Origin of the sequence: Acinetobacter sp. YH12218, from assembly GCF_013417925.1 — a bacterium.
Lineage (GTDB): Bacteria > Pseudomonadota > Gammaproteobacteria > Pseudomonadales > Moraxellaceae > Acinetobacter > Acinetobacter amyesii.
This window is the reverse complement of sequence record NZ_VPDB01000059.1, coordinates 1-18483: the sequence shown is the minus strand read 5'-3', so window position 1 is coordinate 18483 and position 18483 is coordinate 1. Positions and strand designations below refer to the sequence as shown.

Genomic DNA, 18483 nt, shown 5'->3' with positions numbered 1-18483 from the left:
AATCAATTTCTAATGCCTGCTCACCGATTTTTGCATGTAGTTTTTTTAGATCGATGGGTGGTTCTGTTGGAGCTTTTGATTGATCGAAAGCTTGCGAGGAAGCTGAAATCAGTTGATTTTTCCAGTCGATAATTTGGTTTTGATGAACATCAAATTCAGCACTCAATTCAGCAAGTGTTTTTTCTGCTTTAATCGCAGCAAGTGCTACCTTAGCTTTAAAATCATTTGAATGATTTCTTCTTGGTCTACGTGCCATAAAATACTCCATATATTGATGTTTATAACATCATTTGGGGAGCAAAATATCACTTATAAGTGTTGTTCAAATTTCCTGATCCACCTCTCTTTTTCTAGATAAATATTGGCATAAACTGAAGCAATACGTCACGCCCTAGTTTCATATCCAGGCTCTAATTTATGTAAATTTTTCCTTTTATTTTTTAAATTAGATATGTGTATCAGAGCTTTGATTTCTTTTTTTAAGCGAAGAATGAATACATTATTGGTCATGTACCAAATACTCAAAATTCAGCCATAGAATTTAAAAGAAATTTCCACTAATTCTGAGCCATTTTTAATATAATGGAAGTTATATAAAACAAAAAACCACCCAATCTTTCGAAAGGGTGGTTTAGAACTCGAAACTAAAATTAAGCTTCTTGCTGTTCAGACTGAATTGCCGTTAATGCAATGGTAAACACGATGTCATCGACCAATGCGCCACGAGACAAGTCATTTACAGGCTTGTTTAAACCTTGCAGCATTGGGCCAACACTGACTACATTTGCAGAACGTTGAACTGCTTTATAGGTTGTATTACCTGTATTTAAGTCAGGGAAAATAAACACATTGGCACGACCAGCCACTTTAGAGTCAGGTGCTTTAGAGCGTCCCACACTTTCCACCGATGCAGCATCGTATTGAAGCGGGCCATCAATCAGTAAGTCTGGGCGGCGTTCTTTGGCAATACGTGTTGCTTCAGCCACTTTTTCGACATCTGCACCTGCACCAGAAGTACCTGTTGAATACGAAATCATTGCGATACGTGGGTCAATACCAAAAGCTTTTGCTGAATCTGCAGATTGAATCGCAATCTCTGCAAGCTGTTCTGCATTTGGATCTGGATTAATGGCACAGTCACCATATACATAGACTTCATCAGGCAACAGCATAAAGAACACAGAAGAAACCAATGAATAATCAGGTGCAGTCTTAATCAATTGGAATGCAGGACGTACAGTATTCGCCGTAGTATGTACTGCGCCTGAGACTAAGCCATCCACCTGATCGAGTGCAAGCATCATGGTACCTAAAACCACAGTATCTTGTAGCTGTTCACGTGCTTGTAGATCATTGAGTTTGCCTTTGCGCAGCTCAACCATTTTCGGCACATAGTTTTCACGAATCAGATCTGGATCAATGATTTCCAAATCATGTGGAAGTTCGATGTTACGTGCTTTTGCAACTTCAATTACGGCTTCAGGTTTTGCCAATAAAATACAGTGTGCAATGCCACGAGATTGACAAATGGCAGCCGCTTGGATGGTCCGTGGTTCATCACCTTCAGGTAGAACAATCCGTTTTTTCGCAGCAATGGATTTTTGTACCAATTCATGACGGAATGCAGAAGGGGACAAGCGTGGTTGATACGAACCATTCAATACTTCAGTAATCCACTCAGCATTAATGTGGCTTGAAACAAAGCGAGTCACTTGCTCTGCACGTTCTACGTCATCGACAGGAATTTCATTGCCTAAATTTGAAAGTTGTTGTGCCGTTTCAAAAGTGCTTAAAGGCGTATGTAAAATCGGTAAGCCTTGCTTAATCGCGGTTTGGCAGAAATCTAAAACTTGTGGGTTCGGCTGATGATGTTCAGTCAAAACCAAACCGGCAAGTGGAATACCATTGCTACTTGCAAGGCTAGAAGCCAACAACACATCAATACGGTCAGAGGCGCTGATAATCAGTTCACCTGCCACAAATTTGTGAAGTTCATGTTCAATATTCGATGCAACTAAGCTGCTATGTAGTACACGGCGATGAGCAGCATCGCCTTGGTTGATCCATTCCGCTTGAATATGCGTCGCCAAGTCAGACATGCGCGGTACGCTGAGCGTATTACTAAATGGAACGAGGCCAATAACAGGTAGCTGTGTAGAACCAATTTGCGGATTACTTTGTTGTAATTCGAGTACAAATTTATTGGTGTCACTAATTAAACGCAGATTTGGATCAAGTGTGACAGGAATTTGCGCAGACTCTTCTGGCAAGCCACGTGTGCGCATAAACAAAACACCCGCAGTACGTTCAGATGCAGCACCACCGAATTGGCGTAGAGAACTATCAATTTTCTCAGCCGTTTTCGTGGCATTTTGAATATCTGCAGTGCTGACAATAATCACTTTAGCATCGAGTGCTTTTGCTAAAGTCGCATTCAGTTCTGAGGCAAAGTTATCTCGGCTGTTTGGAACCAAGCCTTCAACAATAATCAGATCATGCTTTTTTGCAATTTCACGGTGCAAACGAACTGCTTCTTCGAGCAATTCATCACTTTCATCATGACTCAGTTGTTTCACGATGGTGGCATGATGAATGGGTTCTACCGTTTCATTATTAAATAAATGACGATAAAGAGCCGTTGTACGGTCTACAGTATCTGCGACATTTTCCTGTGAAAATGGTTTCAGAAAACCTGCTTTGACCCCTTGGCATTCCAAAGCATAAATTAAACCTAAGCATGCAGATGTTAAACCTACACCTTCCCCAGTTGGCACGAGTAAAATTGTTTTCATACGGTGTCTAAATTAAAGCTAAAAATTAATATTGAAGGCGAAGGGGCTGATGCGATTGCTTATGCAATCGCAGCTTCAGCATCAGACTTTTTTGTAGCAGACGCTGTCACCTCGTCTACAACATGCTCAGTTTCTTTGGCAATACGGCCTTCTTCATCGGTTGGAACAACCCAAATTTGTGGGCCAGTACCGTGGTCAATACGACCTTCAGTACCGCGTTTTAAGTTGTCATTTAATTCTTTACTCAGGTTGAAACCAAAGTGCGGTAAGTATGAAACCGTTTTTTCACGAATGTAGGCAGAGTTTTCACCAATACCACCTGTGAAGAATAAACCGTCAATACGTGGTAGACCACAGCTGAGACCTGCCAAAGATTTTGCTAAACGGTAGCAGAATACTTCAATGGCAAGCGCGGCATCTTCATTGCCTTGTTCTGATGCTTCGATCAATGTACGCATGTCATTTGATAGATCAGACAAACCGAGTAGGCCTGATTGGCTGTTCAGCATTTTGTCGATTTTGTAGATATCCCAACCTAAGTTGCTCGCAAGGAAGCTGTGAATACTTGGGTCAACATCACCACTACGTGTGCCCATCACCACACCTTCAAGTGGTGTTAGACCCATTGACGTATCTACAGATTGACCATTCCAAATCGCACAAGTCGAGCTACCATTGCCTAAGTGAGCAGTTAACCAGCCACCTTGTTTAAAGCTGCCTGCCAACATTGAGCCACGCTCAGATACGTAGGCATGGCTAGTACCGTGGAAGCCATAACGACGTACGTTATGCTGTGTGTACAAGAATTTTGGTAATGCATAGCGGTATGCATGAGACGGCATCGTTTGGTGGAATGCTGTATCGAATACGGCTACTTGCGGAAGTTCAGGGAACAAGCGCATGGTTGCTTCGATCCCTACCAAGTGAGCCGGGTTATGCAATGGAGCAAGCGGTGTAGCTTCACGAATACGTTCAATAATTTCTGGTGTTAATAGCTCAGCTTTGGTTAATGTACCGCCGTGAACAACACGGTGACCAATCGCTTGAGGATTATGGTGAGCCAAACGCTCTAAAATAGTTTCGAGGGCTTTTTCATGGTCAGCATGTGGAATAGACAGCTCAAGCGCATCACCACCTGTAGTGACCCCTTTAATACGTGCATCAGCAGAACCTAGGTTCTCGGCTAGACCAAAAATACGATCTTCACGGCGCTCAGAAACTAACGCATATTTGATAGAAGAAGATCCGCAGTTAATTACTAATACTGATGTAGACACGTTTAAATACCCGAATTCTAATTGAAATACTTATCCATAATATTGATCTGATTGCAGTTGTATTGATTGATGCAATTTAGATCTGTGATGATGTTTTATCATGGGTTTTTTTATCGTCCTAGATAGACTTTAGGAGATTAGACTTAAGCACTATCGACCCTGAGCACAATAATAATTAAAATTTATCAGTTCATAGTTTTCATTTATTAATAAAATAATCCTCAAAATTTATACGATTTAAGAGATATACATAGAACATAACATGCGGTTGCTGCGCTGTAATCCTAAAATTGTTGCAAAAAAGCAGGTAATTTGAACTTCTCTTATTTTTCTGAAGCATTTAATTGTCAAAATATCTGTTTTTCAATTCTAGATCCTGTGTGTTTACAGGCTTATATTTCAATATGTGAACCCTGGGTCTAGTTTTTTAAATCGTCATAAAAAAAGCTGTGCCTTTACTCAGAAAAGCACAGCTTTCATTGTCTTATTGGGTGTTATTGGCGAATTTGACCATCACCAAATACAATCCATTTTTGAGAAGTCAGACCTTCTAGGCCGACTGGTCCGCGTGCATGGATTTTATCGGTTGAAATGCCGATCTCAGCACCAAGACCATATTCAAAACCATCCGCAAAACGCGTTGAGGCATTGATCATCACTGAACTCGAATCTACACGCGCCAAGAACTGACGAGCCAGACTAAAGTTTTCGGTAATGATCGAGTCGGTATGGTGTGAGCCATATTTGTTGATGTGCTCGATCGCTTCATCTAGGCCAGTAACGACTTTCACTGCCAAAATCGGGCCTAAGTATTCGGTGTACCAATCTTCTTCAGTTGCAGGAACAATCGATTCACCCAAAATGCGCTGGGTTTCAGCACAGCCACGAAGTTCAACTTTTTTCTCAGCATAAAGTTCAGCAATGCGTGGTAAAAACTCTTCAGCGACATTTTCATCGACGAGCAAGGTTTCCATGGCATTACATACGCCATAACGGTGTGTTTTGGCATTAAGCGCAATAGGTAATGCTTTTTGCAAATCAGCCTGAGCTTCCACAAAAACATGGCAGTTACCATCAAGATGTTTGATAACAGGCACACGTGCTTCATTGGTGATACGTTCGATTAAGCCTTTGCCACCACGAGGTACGATCACATCGACATATTCAGGCATAGTAATTAATTGGCCAACCGCAGCACGGTCTGGGGTATTAAGCACTTGAACGGCATGCTCAGGTACACCTGCAGCAGTTAAGCCATGTTGAATCGCTGCCGCAATTGCTTGGTTAGATTCCAAAGCTTCAGAACCACCACGTAAAATAATCGCGTTACCTGATTTAAGCGCTAAAGATGCGGCTTCAAGCGTTACATTCGGGCGAGATTCATAAATCATGCCGACAACACCTAGCGGCACGCGCATTTTGCCCAGCTGAATACCTGTCGGACGAAAGGCCATATCGGTAATTTCGCCAATCGGGTCAGTGAGTGCGATTACATCTTTTAGACCTTGAAGCATGCCTTTAAAGCGTGTGGGGGTAAGTTCTAAGCGATCAAGTAGAGCACTATCCAAGTTGTTGTTATGCGCTTTGGTCATATCCACTTGGTTAGCTGCCAAAATTGCAGTTTCACTGTTTTGTAAAGCAGTATAAATTGCTGATAAGGCATTATTTTTAGTCTGGGTAGAAGCCCCTGCGAGCACACGTGATGCTGTGCGTGCTTGCTGTCCTACCGTTTGCATGTATTGTTCAATAGACTCTTGCATAGCGGTTTGATCACTTAGAAATTTCAACTCGATATTAACAGCCTGTGACTGAACAATGAAGCACTTAAGTGCATATTCGACTGTACATGCTGACCAGAATTAACATTTTGAAATTGTTTTTAGAACAAAAGTAGATAAGCGGCGGGGATATCAGTTGCTTGTAAAATGAACCTCTGTATAGAATGAAACAATAGCGACATTGAAGTCGTACAAATAACGATTAAAGAGCAGGACGCTAAGTCGAGCAGAGTCTCTAAATGAATTCCTGACAATAAAAATAAGGCAGGAATGGAGGAAAGGAATATGAATTCCATTATCCAAATGGATCCCACCGTACAGGAAAGTACGCATTACAGTTTTTTCGATCTGTATGACAAGCAAAGCTTTAAACAGCCTGCCAGAACGACATGGATTGATGGCTGGAAGGTCGAATATATGGCCATTGCACAACCTGAAACCATTCATCGCACCCCGATTGTTATTATTGGTGGGGCATTTCAAAACTTTAATTCCTACAAATATTGTGTCGAACAATTATTTGCGGCAGGCCCTATTATTTTAATTGATTTACCATCCATGGGCTCAAACCAGCAAATTACCAATGTCGATACAGCAGTGTCAGCAGGGACTTTAGAGTTGGGTGATCTGGCGCAGATGTTGGGCGTTTGGCTGGATATCGTCGGGCTAGAAAAAGTATCCGTGATGGGGATGTCACTAGGTTCAGTGGTGGCAGCAGGTCTGGCCGATCAACGTCCTGAGTTGATTGATCGCATGATTTTAATGGGCGTGATGCAAAAAACGCGCAAGAGCTGGCGCATGTTGCTTGAAGAATCCTTGCACTTGATGAAAGAACAGCGCATGGATGAATTTGGCCAAGCGGTGATTTTGTATTTGGTCAATCATGCCAAACTGGATGTGACGCGTATGTCACCGACAGCGAAGCGTTTGTTCTTTAGACAAATGGCTGAATTCACCAATACCGAACAAGAGCGTTATGACATTAACTGTAATCGTTTGCTGCGTTTGCAAGACGTGCCGATTCCACAGTGTGATGTATTGGTGTCTTGCGGGCAGTACGACAGTTTTACTTTACCGCATGAAAATGCAGGTTTTGCCTTGCAATGTCCGAATATGCAATTTGCCATGATTGCCAATGCAGATCATTTACCACAGTTGCAACGCCGTAAGGAAACCATGAATTTGTTTGCAACTTATCTACGCGGTGAGTCTATTCAGCAGTTGGAAGGGATCATTCCAATGAGCCGAGAGCAAATGCAAAATATCGAACGCCGTGGCGAAGCGCGGGTGAGTGTACAACAGCCATTCACGCATTTATCTCATCGCCATTCAGACCTTGCGGTTGACACTCAAATTATGGATTTAAATTATTTCGGCGTGTTGCTGAATGTGCAGGCTGAAATGTTGGACTGCATGCACGCATATCCTCGGGATTTGGCATTACATCTAGAAGATGAAGAAGGTGAGTTTAAAATTGAATGTCTCATCTTTGACGTTGTAGATACGCAGGTTCGCGCTTTGTTTAAGCATGGTAGTTTTGAGTTGGCGGAGCGTTTATTGCGCTTTGTACAACGCCAAAAAGAAGATGTGTTGATATTAGAAGCCGTAAGTTAAAACATGAACATATAAAAAAAACAGCGCTTTAGCGCTGTTTTTTTGTTTTGGCATGCACCATCCAAACTAAATCTCCGCAGTGCTGCTCCGCATCGTGAAAAGGAATCACTTGTTCTTGCTGCTGTTGTGGAAAGTATAAGTCCGGCTGAACGACGTCTACTTCTTCAAATCCTGTATGACTGAAAAACTGCTGTAACTCAGCAGGGGATTGAAAATGAAAAGTAAAAGCGCTGCGAGACATGACTTTGAGTAATTTACTACTGGCCCAAATAAAACGTGCTAAACGGTTCTTGACGGGTTCAGGATAGATGTCGGTCAGATAATGTAATTCCTGAAATGAGGCGCCATATTCGGTGATCCCTTGCAATAACTTATTCAGTAGCGTTTGATCAAAATAATTAATCAGCCCCTCGCTAATCACCACCAATGGACGTTCAGCGTCAAAACTCTGAAAAATACGTTCAAAATCTTGTGTGAAAATGTCGCCAGTTAAGACCTCGGGGGCATGCGGGTCAATCTGTTTGAGTGCCTGTGTTTTGATTTTTGCCATATCCGGCAAGTCGAGTTCACGATAGTTAATTTCAGAATGCTTGGTGCGAAAATTCCAACCGCGCGGGGAGAGGCCACAAGCAATTTCGAGGACTTGTAGCTGAGGGTGTTGGGCAATGAGTTGATCTAAATGTTGATCGATCATGGCATGGCGCTGTTTGAGCGTCGAGCGCATGCTACCGCCCACATTCTTTTCTGCCCAGCTTTCTAAAGGATGAACTAAACGTGCTAAAAATTTGCCTTTACGTGTGGCAAAAACGGGATGCGAAATCCCCATGCTGTACCAAATATAGCCGGTGTAATGTGCAGTAAAGGAAATGTGTCGATGTTCCGATAAACTTTGTGTCATGTCGTCCTGACCTAATGTTGTTTTTATTGGCAATTTTTGTATAGCGCCGAAGCACTTATTTTGACTTCATCATAAATCAAAAAGGAGCACCTTGTCGTGCTCCATTTTCTAGAATTTTGAAAGTCTTGGATTAGCAATATTGATTTTTAAAATCCACAATACGGTTACGCACGTTTTGCCAGTCCGCCCCGAGTTCAATGCTTTGTCCAATCTCAATCTGTGGGATTTTACCGCGCATACGTTCTAGGCGTTCTTGATTTGGAAGAGCCAAGTTTTGAATGCCATCCAGCGCAATGCATGCAGATTCACGGTTATTACACACGAGGCCCATATCACAACCTGCATTTAATGCTGCTTGGATACGAGCATCTGCGCCGCCAGCGACACAAGCGGCTTGCATGCTTAAATCATCGGAGAATAAAATGCCATCAAATTGGAGCTCTTGACGTAAGACTTTCTGAATCCAATACGGTGAAAATCCAGCAGGATTAGGATCAATATTTTCATAAATCACATGCGCAGGCATTAAGGCATCAAGCTGTGGTTGCAGTTGAATAAAGCTTTGCATGTCTTTTTGATAGATTTCTTCATAACTACGATGGTCAATGGCAGCAGCGACATGTGAATCTGCTTTCACCGAGCCATGGCCTGGGAAATGCTTACCTGTAGATGCCATTCCTGCACGTTTCATACCTTTTAAGAAAGCACTTGCAAGTGGAATGATGTCTTGCATATTTTTGGCAAAACCACGGTCACCAATCACATCACTGACATTATTTAGGTCCAGCACTGGTGCAAAACTGAAATCGATCCCGACCGCAAGGACTTCAGCCGCCATCAACCAGCCACATTGTTCAGCCAGTTCAACTGCTTTTTCAGGTTCAGTTAAGTAAAGTTCTCCAAACTTACCCATAGCTGGTAGGAGTGTGAAGCCTTGCTTTAAGCGTTGTACACGACCACCTTCCTGATCGACGGCAATTAAAATATCAGGACGGATTTGACGCATATGGTCGGTCAGGGCACGAACTTGTTCAGGAGATTCAATGTTGCGACCAAATAAAATCATGCCGCCAACTTGTGGTGCCTGTAATAGTTCAATATCTTCTTGGGTGAGTTCTGTGCCAGCAATGTCGAGCATTAATGCGCCAATCATATTCGGTGTCCGTGTTGGAATTTTTAAGGAAAAACAATACCTGAATTCTGCAATGATTTGCTACACTTTGTCAGCAGAGAATATGATAAAACTACACGACATAAACATATTAAGTTGTTTAAGATTTTGAATCTATTCAATTCAGGTCGAAAACCAACACGGTAATATTGGTCTTAATACCAAGGAAGTACAAATTATTTATGAAACTTCAAACATTAGCTTGTGCCGTTGCGATTGCGACAGGTGGATTCTTTTTCACTCATGTGGTGAATGACGCAATTGCTGCCAATAATACAGAAGCAGTGAGTGCGGGTACTATTCAACCCACTCAAGAACAAGCCTTGGTCTCACGTCAGCTTGCAACATTGGTAGACCGTCAACACTATTTAAATCAGCGTTTAGATGCCAATACCTCTAACCGTATTTTAGATTTTTATATTGATAGTTTAGACGCTGAACATACGTTGTTCTTGGCATCGGACATTGAAAATTATAAAAAACGTTATGGCCCAACTTTTGGCGCAAATCTCAAAGCGGGCAATTTAACAGGGCCGTATGCCATTCATGCGCAATATCGTGAGCGCTTAAAACAGTTCTACACCTATATGTTGGAAGAGCTGAAAAAGCCACAAAATTTAAATCAACCGAATAGCTACATCGAAACCGATCGTGAAAAAGCGCCATTCTTTAAGTCGACAGAAGAACAGCGTGCGCATTGGAATAAAATGTTGGTCTCTCAGCTGATCAATTTAACCATCAGCAAAGAAGAAGAGAAAGCCAAACAAAAAGCGTTGAAAGATGACCCAACACTGGCAAATGGTCAAGACTTAACAGGTCCTGAAGACTTAACACCTGTACAGACTTTAACCAAGCGTTATACGCGTCAGTTAGAGCGGATTAGTCGTTTAAAAAGCGATGATGTGCTCGACAAAACTCTGAATGCCATGATGCTGACGTATGATCCGCACAGTAATTACTTTCCACCTGTAGATGCGATGGAATTGAACCGTCAAACCACGCTGCAATTGGAAGGGATTGGGGTATCGATCCGTCCTGAACGTGGTAATGAAGACTACACCAAAATCGAGACGATTGTGGAAGGTGGTCCTGCTAGCAAATCAGGACAAGTCAAGTCAGGCGATCGTATCGTTGGTGTTGCCCAAGATGGCGACAAAATGGTGGATGTGATCGGTTGGCCGAGCAATGAAATTGTCGGACTGATTCGTGGTAAACGTGGCACCAAAGTGACTTTACGTTTATTGGGTGCTGGTGCGTCCATGAATCAAGCGCGAAATGTCACAATTGTACGTGATGTGATTCAAGAAGAAGATGCAGGCGTGCGTTCACGTACCGTTGAACTTGAGCGTGATGGCAAAAAACATAAGTTCGGTGTAATTGAAATTCCATCGTTTTACTTGAACTATCGTGCACGTCGTGCAGGTACAGACTACCGTTCTGTGTCAGAAGATACCAATAAAGCCTTAAAAACTTTAGATGCTCAAAATGTTGAGGGTATCATCATTGACTTACGTAACAACCCTGGTGGCTCACTTGAAGAAGTGGCACGTATGCTTGGTCAAGTGATTAAATCAGGTCCAGTGGTGCAAATCCGTGATGGCAATGGCAATGTCAGCGTGTTTGAAGATGATGATGGGGGCGCGCAAACTTATGCAGGTCCATTGGCAGTATTGATTAACTTGGCTTCGGCGTCTGCGAGTGAAATTTATTCTGCTGCGATTCAAGACTATGAACGTGGTGTGGTGATTGGTAGCACCACAACGGGTAAAGGAACAGCGCAGGTACAACTTGACTCTTTAGCCTATGGTCAAGCAACCTTAACGCAACGTAAATTTTACCGCGTGACTGGCGGCAGTACCCAAAATAAAGGGGTCGTGCCTGATATTAAGTTGGTTGATATTTACAATGAAGAGTTTGGTGAACGTAAAGCGAAAAATGCTTTACAGTGGGATACCATTCCTACAGCACCGTTTAAACGTGAAGGCTCGATCCAAGCCTATGTTCCCGATTTGATTAAGTCATCTCAGCAACGTGTCAGCATTGATCCGCAATTTAAATATTTAGAGCAACGTACTGCGATTGCGAAAAAGACAGAAGAGCAAAAGCGTGTGGTGCTTGACTTAGCGAAGCGTAAAGCCGAGCTGTTGGCACTAGAGCAAAAGTCTTTGGATGCTGAAAATCAGCGTCGTAAAGTGGTGGGTCAAAAACCTTATGCCAACTGGGAAAGCTACCAAGCGTCTATGGATGCATTGGTGGAGGCACGTGCAAAAATGAAGGCAAACCAACGTCCAGCACTGCCTGAAGAAGAAGTCTTTGTGACGGAAGCAGCAAACGTGCTAATGGACTATGCCAAATTACAAGGCAAAACGCATACAACAACAGCCAAAAAGTAAGTAATTCATCCATAAATAACATTGAGATGATTGCTTGAGTTTTTGACAGAAAAGATGAATTTATCCATTGAGAAATAGCGAGCTACGGCTCGCTATTTTTTTGTGAGTAGGGCGGTGTTCGATTTAAATCTAGAAAGCAATCTATAAATGATTCTAACTTATTCATTTTATTATGATTAGAAACTGTTCTAAAATAATAAACACCTGATGCAATTTTTATCAAAAGTTTAAGTTTTAGTGAACTTCATCAAGCTTTATTTTTTTAAATTAATCAGTTGCTTAAAATCTTGAAAGAAAGACTTGACCATTACCGTAGACTAATAGATTCTAAGAGAAAATAAGTAAGTAATTGAAAATGTAACAAGTTAAAGGGAAGAGATAGATTGGGTAATTCGGTTAAAGAAAGTGCCACGATAACCTAAGCGGAACGCTTGATATGACCCATATTCATTATGATTACAATCTGGTCGTTGGTTCAATCGTAGTTGCATTATTAAGTTGTTACTTAGCTGTTTCACTCGAACAAATGTTGTTCCGTGGAACACGACCAAGATATGAAAATGTCATTTTATTATTCAGCGGTGCAATTTTAGGTGCTGCGATTTGGTGCATGCATTTTGTGGGCATGATGGCCAGCCATTTGCCTTCAAATTATAGTTTTGATACCAGTCTGACCCTAACTTCCTATTTTATCGCCTTTGTCGCGTCCACTTTTGCCGTGTGGTTAACCACACGACTGACGCTACCATTTCCTCGTTTGATTTTAGGCTCCGTGTTAATGGGACTTGGCATTTCCGGCATGCATTATACCGGCATGCTGAGTTTAGCCGTTCAGGGCTATGAACAACGCTACGAACCTTTAATTGTTATCTGTTCAATTTTGGTCGCGATTTGTGGTTCAGGTTTAGCATTTTGGCTGACATTTAAAAATAAGTATTCGTCTAAACGTAACATCATGAATGCCTTTGTTGCCGTGATGCTGACTTTTAGCATTGTCGCTATGCATTATATAGGAATGGCGGCTGTAGATTTTGTACCGCTAAACTCGATGGATGTATTGGTCGCGGCTCAAATTAATCACAATTTATTGCTGTTTATTGTCTTATTTGTCACCAGTTTATTGTTGATGGCAGCCTTTAGCGTTGCAGTACTAGAGCAACGTTTAGAGCATCGCAGTTTGCAGTTGATGCGCGCAAATCGAGAACTGGCCAATCAAGCGGTACAGGACAATTTGACTCGTTTACCTAATCGACTGTTTTTGGCTGAATATGCACATTTCCTATTTACAGAGCATCGTTTAAGACAAGATAAAATTGCTTTTATTTATATTGATATTGACCGTTTTAAAGCGGTCAATGATGTGTTTGGACACCATGTCGGTGATCAACTGCTGATTCAAATTGCTACGCGTATTCACCGTTTAATCGATGATCAAGCCAAATTGCTACGAATCGGTGGCGATGAATTTCTGATTGTGCTCGAGTCGGCAAGCAATGACTCTGCCACAGCAATGTCTGAAAAAATATTGGAATTGATGCAAGAAAGCTTCTTGATTGCAGGCAAGGAAATCAATATTTCAGGCAGTATTGGTATTGCGATGTACCCTGAACATGGTGCGAACTTGCAAGATCTGCTGATCAATGCAGACACTGCAATGCTGAGTTCGAAGTATCAGGGGCGTAATACCTATTCGTTTTTTAATTATACTGCCGACCAATTTGAAGAAAAAAGTCAGACGAAACTGATCAATGATTTATATAAAGCGGTAGAAGAACAGCAGTTTAGCTTGTTTTATCAGCCAAAATTTAATGCCACTGATCGTGAAATTTGTGGGGTTGAGGCCTTAATTCGTTGGAATCATCCAACCTTAGGTATGCTGACGCCAAATAAGTTCATTAATGGCGCGGAAAAAACAGGACTAATTATTGCCATGGGTTATTGGGCGCTTGAAGAAGCCTGTAAGCAAATTCAGCACTGGGAAAAGCTGAACATGCCGCTGTATCCGATTGCGGTCAACTTATCAGCCATTCAGTTTGAACATAAACATTTATTTAGTACCTTAGAGTCGCTTTTTGCACGGTTTGAAATTAACCCGTCAAATTTAATTATTGAAATTACCGAGTCAACAGCGATGCATCATATCGATGCCAGTATTGTGACTTTTGAACATTTGAGACAGATGGGGATTAAAGTTGCGATTGATGACTTTGGAACGGGACATTCAAGTTTCTTATATTTAAAAGAACTGCCTGTAGATGAACTGAAAATTGACCGTGAGTTTATCCGCAATTTGAGCGTTGGCTCTAAAGAAGAAATTATTTTAGAAAGTATTATTCACTTGGCAATTCGACTGGGGCTAACAGTCACTGCAGAAGGTGTAGAGACAGAACAACAAGCAGAAATTTTAAAACGTTTAGGTTGCCAACAGTTACAAGGATATTTGTTAGGAATGCCGATGCCAGTGGCACAGCTTGAAGAAAGCATGAAAGCGAAAGTTGAATAAGGTCATTTGTGGTCTTATCGCATTGCCAATGAGTATAGAAGAAAAGACAGTGGAATACGTTATATCGTCGATAAAAACAGGTCGTCATCCAATGTAAAACATCAAGACACGCCACGCTAAGATTTTGACTCAACCCGATGTGGTTGATTATTTTTAATGGTCAATCTGATACAATATCGCCAATTTTCCATATTGATCAGATCTGATCTTTTGCACTGCGAGTTTTGCAGTAGGTGTCTTTCATGAGTTTTAAAGAAGAATTAGCGACACAGGTCGCTCAGCGACGTACTTTCGCTATTATTTCCCACCCAAATATTTGATATCTATTCAAGCCCATTCAACCTATTTCAAATATAATAATAAAAGCATTGTAAGTGCTGTAAAAATATAAAAATATTGATATTCTTTATCTGGTATATCTTTCAACCCCATTCAATAGATTTCAAGTCTAGTCAGTATGTTTGTGTACATATGTGTGTACACATTTTCTAGAATTTTCTATTTGAAAAAAATATGTACACAGGTGGAGTAAAATGCCTTTAACAGATACGTGGCTTAAGAAGAATCTAGATCGTGAACGTTCAGCTATACATACAGAGTCTGATCAAGATGGATTGAGCGTTCGTGTATCGCAAAAAGGAAAACTCACTTTTCAGATGCGTTTTCGATATAACGATAAGCAAGCTCGTTTAGACTTGGGAACCTATCCAAATATGAGCCTTAAAGAGGCTCGTATTGAATTGCAGAAAATGAAAGCAATTTTAGAAAAGGGACATGACCCGCGTATTCATAAAAAAGTAGAGCTTCACAAGATCACAGAGGCTATAACTTTTGAAGCGTTATTTCGTGAGTGGCATGCGAAATATAGTATTCCTAATAAAAAGAATGCAGATCAATATTTAAGATCATTTGAACTTTATGTTTTTCCAAAGTTAGGTAGCATACCTGCTGAGCAAATCACATTACATATGTGGTTAGATTTACTAGAAGAGCAATTTAAACAGTCGCCATCGATAACTGATCGCATTCTTACGAATACAAAGCAGTGTTTGGATTGGGGGATTAATCGAAAATTAATTGAGCAAAATCCCATAAGACATATCACTGGAAAGCGTGACTTAAATATTAAGAAAAATAAAACTGTTCGAGTATTACAAGATGATGAGTTGTCTTTAATTTTTAAAATTTGTGATGAGTCTAGAACATCATTAAGGAATGTTTTATTTCTCAAGTTATGTTTGTTTTATGGTAATCGATATAGTGAGTTGAGGCTTGCACGGAAATCAGATTTTGATTTTAGTAAAAATACATGGACAGTACCGTATGAAAATCATAAGACAGGAGAAAGTAAAGGGGACATTGTTCGACCTATTATTGATGAGATCAAACCGTGGCTTCAGTCTGCAATGGATTTGAGTAATTCTGAATACATTTTCCCACATGAAAATGGCAAAGAGCCAATGGGGCGTAGTGGGCCAACAGATACCCCTTATAACTTCATGCAATTTGCAAGGAAGAATTATAAAATTGAAATGGATCATTGGTCTATGCATGATTTACGGCGTACAGCAAGGACAAATTTCAGTGCGTTTACAAGTAGGGATGTTGCGGAACTGATGGTTGGTCATGTGATGCCTGGGGAACAGGGGACATATGACTATTATGATTATCAAAAAGAGATGTCGAAGGCTTATAAAAAATGGTGGAAAAAATTAAGTAATCTGTCTAGCTAGACAGATTACTCATTTGGTTGTTATTGAAATATTTGATTAGCCATTCGTTAAACGTTTCTTCATCCCAAAGGCTAGTAGAGCCAGCGCATTTCTTAATAGGTTGAGGCATTGGTTGCTCGAACATTTTTTGATTAGGTTGTTGGTAACGCCATAAAGTCGATGCAGAGCAATTTTTGAGTTTGTGGCGAATTTCTTTAGATGTTAAGTAGCCCATATCTTTGATCCTTTTGTGATTATCGCAATTAGATAAAAGAACTAATTTTTTAACCTTAAATATTGGCTGGAAATCAACCTATAATGTTAAAACTATTAGATCAGTTCATTGATGGGGTAACTATAAAATTTAGAAAATTTTTAAAATAGAGCAGTACGCATATTTAGAAATATAGTAGTATTATGCTATGCAATTATCTGTATTTTAATAAATTATGATTGATAAAAAATTATCAAGGTTAGAGCAGCTTGAGCAGGATATATGGTTAAACTTTTGTTACTACTATCAGTGTGAATTGGATAATGAATTAATAGAAACGGGGAATCAATCATACATTGATCAAAAAGAAAAAATCATAAAAAGAATGCAGCAGAATGATTTTCCATTGAGTGAGCAGTCAGCTTTTCATTTAGAAATGATGGGGGATGTGGTTTCAATCCCTTTCAAGCCATTCCAGATTGCACAGCTTTTAATGCAGATAAATACATTAAGACTTGAGGTGAATAACTTGCCTGCCAAAATTTTCCAAAGGCAATATTCAGATATTTTAATTGCTTATGTGCAAATGCTTGGTGGGGTGGAGTTTATTCAGAACCGTACACTTGCCAAAAGTGCAAAGGCAATTATTGCAGTCAAAGCTCGTTACGACAAGCATTTGTATCCAAGACGGGAAATTTTATATCGCACTTTAAGAGAGCAGGTGGCGCGTCGTGGCAAATGGGATAATTTGAATCAAGCAGTTAATTTTGTGCTTAATGATCTAGTCAAAGCTTTTGAGGCTTACGATATTGAATGGCTTCAGTCTGAACTTGTGCTTAAGCAAAAAACGCTCAGTGAATTAGAGCAGGAGAGTAAGCGGTTGTATGCTAAAGCTCAGTCAGATGGCGTGCGAAGAAAGCCAGCATCAATTGCGAAAAAAATAGAAAAATTACAGCTGCAACTTAACAATCTTAAACAGATATTGAAGGCAAAATATCCCTCTAAAGAGATGGAGGAGTTTGGGTATAAGATGCCTTACAGTGGTGGATACATTGCTGAAACAATCATCCATGAGTTAAGAAATCAGCCTGAAATATTAAAGGAAATTTTATTTAATAAAGATTAAATATGTGTTTTATATAAAACGCAGATTCAAATAATGGTCAATTAAGCTTTATACAATTCAGTGGTTGGAGTCACATTTTTTGTAAATAAATTTGGGTGATACGTATTCAGTTTCATAATAGAAATAGTTGTATTTAAGAAGTATTTCTCCGAAAATTGCTTTCCATGTCTTTTCATTTGTGCCCTCAACGCCTTGAATATCCATAGGATAATCAATTTCATGAGTGGTTAATATAATATTTGTATTTGGTGCAATGATGAGATACTTTTCATTTCTTAGAGGGATGAAATCTTTCATCGAAAGCGGTTTACATTCACGTTCTGTAGCACTATATACAGTTAGTACATAATTATTTGATAAATCACGTTGAACGTGAAAAAACAAATCTAAAATTTCAGATTGATACTTATCATGAAATTTATCAATCATTACTGAAATTTGTTGTGTAAGCCCTTGCTCAATAAATGATTTATCACGTGAATCACATTTATTCATATCGAATACATATGTAAAAATATTAAGGTTAAATCGTTGCTGAGTTTTGAAGAGCTTTTTCATTACTCGTGCATTTTCTTTTTTTAATTCATTAATAAGTTCTAAGCGTTGGAGTCTGTCAGCCATTGCTATTCGAGTCGTTGAATCTCTTTTTAATTCATTCACGAAAGAATTTACTGTAGGCAAAATATCATTGATATATTGTTCATTATGCAAATATAAATGATTGATTGGCCTATCTAATTCATATCCTAATTTTGAATAAGCTTTGTGTAATGCTTTTACACTTTGACTAAGTTTGAAAAATTTATGTTCGAGTAGCATTGGACTTATGCCGGGAAAATTTTGTAAACGTTCAAATACGTGATCGGTTTGAGGGGAGTTACTGAACCGTACCGGGTTTGTCGGAGAGTCAATATTCTGAGAGACTATCCCGATGACAAAATTAAAATATACCCCTGAAATCAGAGAAAGAGCGGTTCAATTATTGATTGAATCTGAAAAAGATTA

Annotated in this window: 12 protein-coding genes and 2 pseudogenes; 6 read left to right on the top strand and 8 right to left on the bottom strand. The window is 40.1% G+C overall.

What is annotated here, in order from left to right:
- The 4 genes from FTV03_RS13790 to FTV03_RS13775 all read right to left on the bottom strand — a co-directional run.
- On the bottom strand, positions 1 to 268 hold a 268-nt coding region (locus FTV03_RS13790; protein ID WP_131725237.1), incomplete at its 3' end, for a transposase.
- 382 nt (positions 269 to 650) lie between these two features.
- Complete coding sequence (gene pta, locus FTV03_RS13785; RefSeq protein ID WP_180004548.1) at positions 651 to 2792, bottom strand: phosphate acetyltransferase; 2142 nt, start codon at positions 2790 to 2792, stop codon at positions 651 to 653.
- A 59-nt stretch (positions 2793 to 2851) separates the two neighbouring features.
- Positions 2852 to 4069, bottom strand: a complete 1218-nt coding sequence (locus tag FTV03_RS13780; RefSeq protein ID WP_111884043.1) for an acetate/propionate family kinase — start codon at positions 4067 to 4069, stop codon at positions 2852 to 2854.
- A 494-nt stretch (positions 4070 to 4563) separates the two neighbouring features.
- The gene (locus FTV03_RS13775; RefSeq protein WP_078189652.1) at positions 4564 to 5829 is read right to left on the bottom strand and encodes a glutamate-5-semialdehyde dehydrogenase; all 1266 of its coding nucleotides are present in this window, start codon (positions 5827 to 5829) and stop codon (positions 4564 to 4566) included.
- Between the two features lie 303 nt (positions 5830 to 6132).
- Here FTV03_RS13775 and FTV03_RS13770 point away from each other — a divergent pair, with 303 nt between their 5' ends.
- Entirely contained in the window at positions 6133 to 7461 is a 1329-nt protein-coding gene (locus FTV03_RS13770; protein WP_180041789.1) for an alpha/beta fold hydrolase, read from the top strand.
- Between the two features lie 28 nt (positions 7462 to 7489).
- Here FTV03_RS13770 and FTV03_RS13765 read toward each other — a convergent pair whose 3' ends face one another.
- A complete protein-coding gene (locus FTV03_RS13765) occupies positions 7490 to 8359 on the bottom strand; it encodes a class I SAM-dependent methyltransferase (RefSeq protein WP_180041787.1) in 870 nt (289 codons plus the stop codon).
- A 130-nt stretch (positions 8360 to 8489) separates the two neighbouring features.
- Entirely contained in the window at positions 8490 to 9512 is a 1023-nt protein-coding gene (gene nagZ, locus FTV03_RS13760; RefSeq protein ID WP_180021058.1) for a beta-N-acetylhexosaminidase, read from the bottom strand.
- A gap of 200 nt (positions 9513 to 9712) precedes the next feature.
- Here nagZ and FTV03_RS13755 point away from each other — a divergent pair, with 200 nt between their 5' ends.
- The 4 genes and pseudogenes from FTV03_RS13755 (at position 9713) to FTV03_RS13745 (ending at position 16159) form a co-directional block, all read left to right on the top strand.
- Positions 9713 to 11923, top strand: coding sequence for a carboxy terminal-processing peptidase (locus FTV03_RS13755; RefSeq protein WP_180041785.1), 2211 nt, complete (start codon positions 9713 to 9715; stop codon positions 11921 to 11923).
- A 436-nt stretch (positions 11924 to 12359) separates the two neighbouring features.
- Entirely contained in the window at positions 12360 to 14426 is a 2067-nt protein-coding gene (locus FTV03_RS13750) for an EAL domain-containing protein (protein WP_180041783.1), read from the top strand.
- A gap of 242 nt (positions 14427 to 14668) precedes the next feature.
- Positions 14669 to 14740 (top strand): annotated as a pseudogene (locus tag FTV03_RS18210) (hypothetical protein); the annotation flags it as partial.
- Between the two features lie 219 nt (positions 14741 to 14959).
- Positions 14960 to 16159, top strand: a complete 1200-nt coding sequence (locus tag FTV03_RS13745) for an integrase arm-type DNA-binding domain-containing protein (RefSeq protein WP_004890115.1) — start codon at positions 14960 to 14962, stop codon at positions 16157 to 16159.
- On the opposite strand, the gene FTV03_RS13740 is transcribed toward FTV03_RS13745, so the two are convergent.
- A complete protein-coding gene (locus tag FTV03_RS13740) occupies positions 16152 to 16373 on the bottom strand; it encodes a hypothetical protein (RefSeq protein ID WP_000541018.1) in 222 nt (73 codons plus the stop codon). The genes FTV03_RS13745 and FTV03_RS13740 overlap by 8 nt on opposite strands.
- 214 nt (positions 16374 to 16587) lie before the next feature.
- Between FTV03_RS13740 and FTV03_RS13735 the strand changes: the two genes are divergently transcribed.
- Positions 16588 to 17478 carry a hypothetical protein gene (locus FTV03_RS13735; RefSeq protein ID WP_180041781.1) on the top strand — a complete coding sequence of 297 codons (891 nt, stop codon included), beginning with the start codon at positions 16588 to 16590 and terminating at the stop codon, positions 17476 to 17478.
- A gap of 57 nt (positions 17479 to 17535) precedes the next feature.
- On the opposite strand, the pseudogene FTV03_RS13730 reads toward FTV03_RS13735, so the two are convergent.
- Positions 17536 to 18360 (bottom strand): annotated as a pseudogene (locus FTV03_RS13730) (hypothetical protein); the annotation flags it as partial.
- Positions 18361 to 18483: the final 123 nt, after the last annotated feature.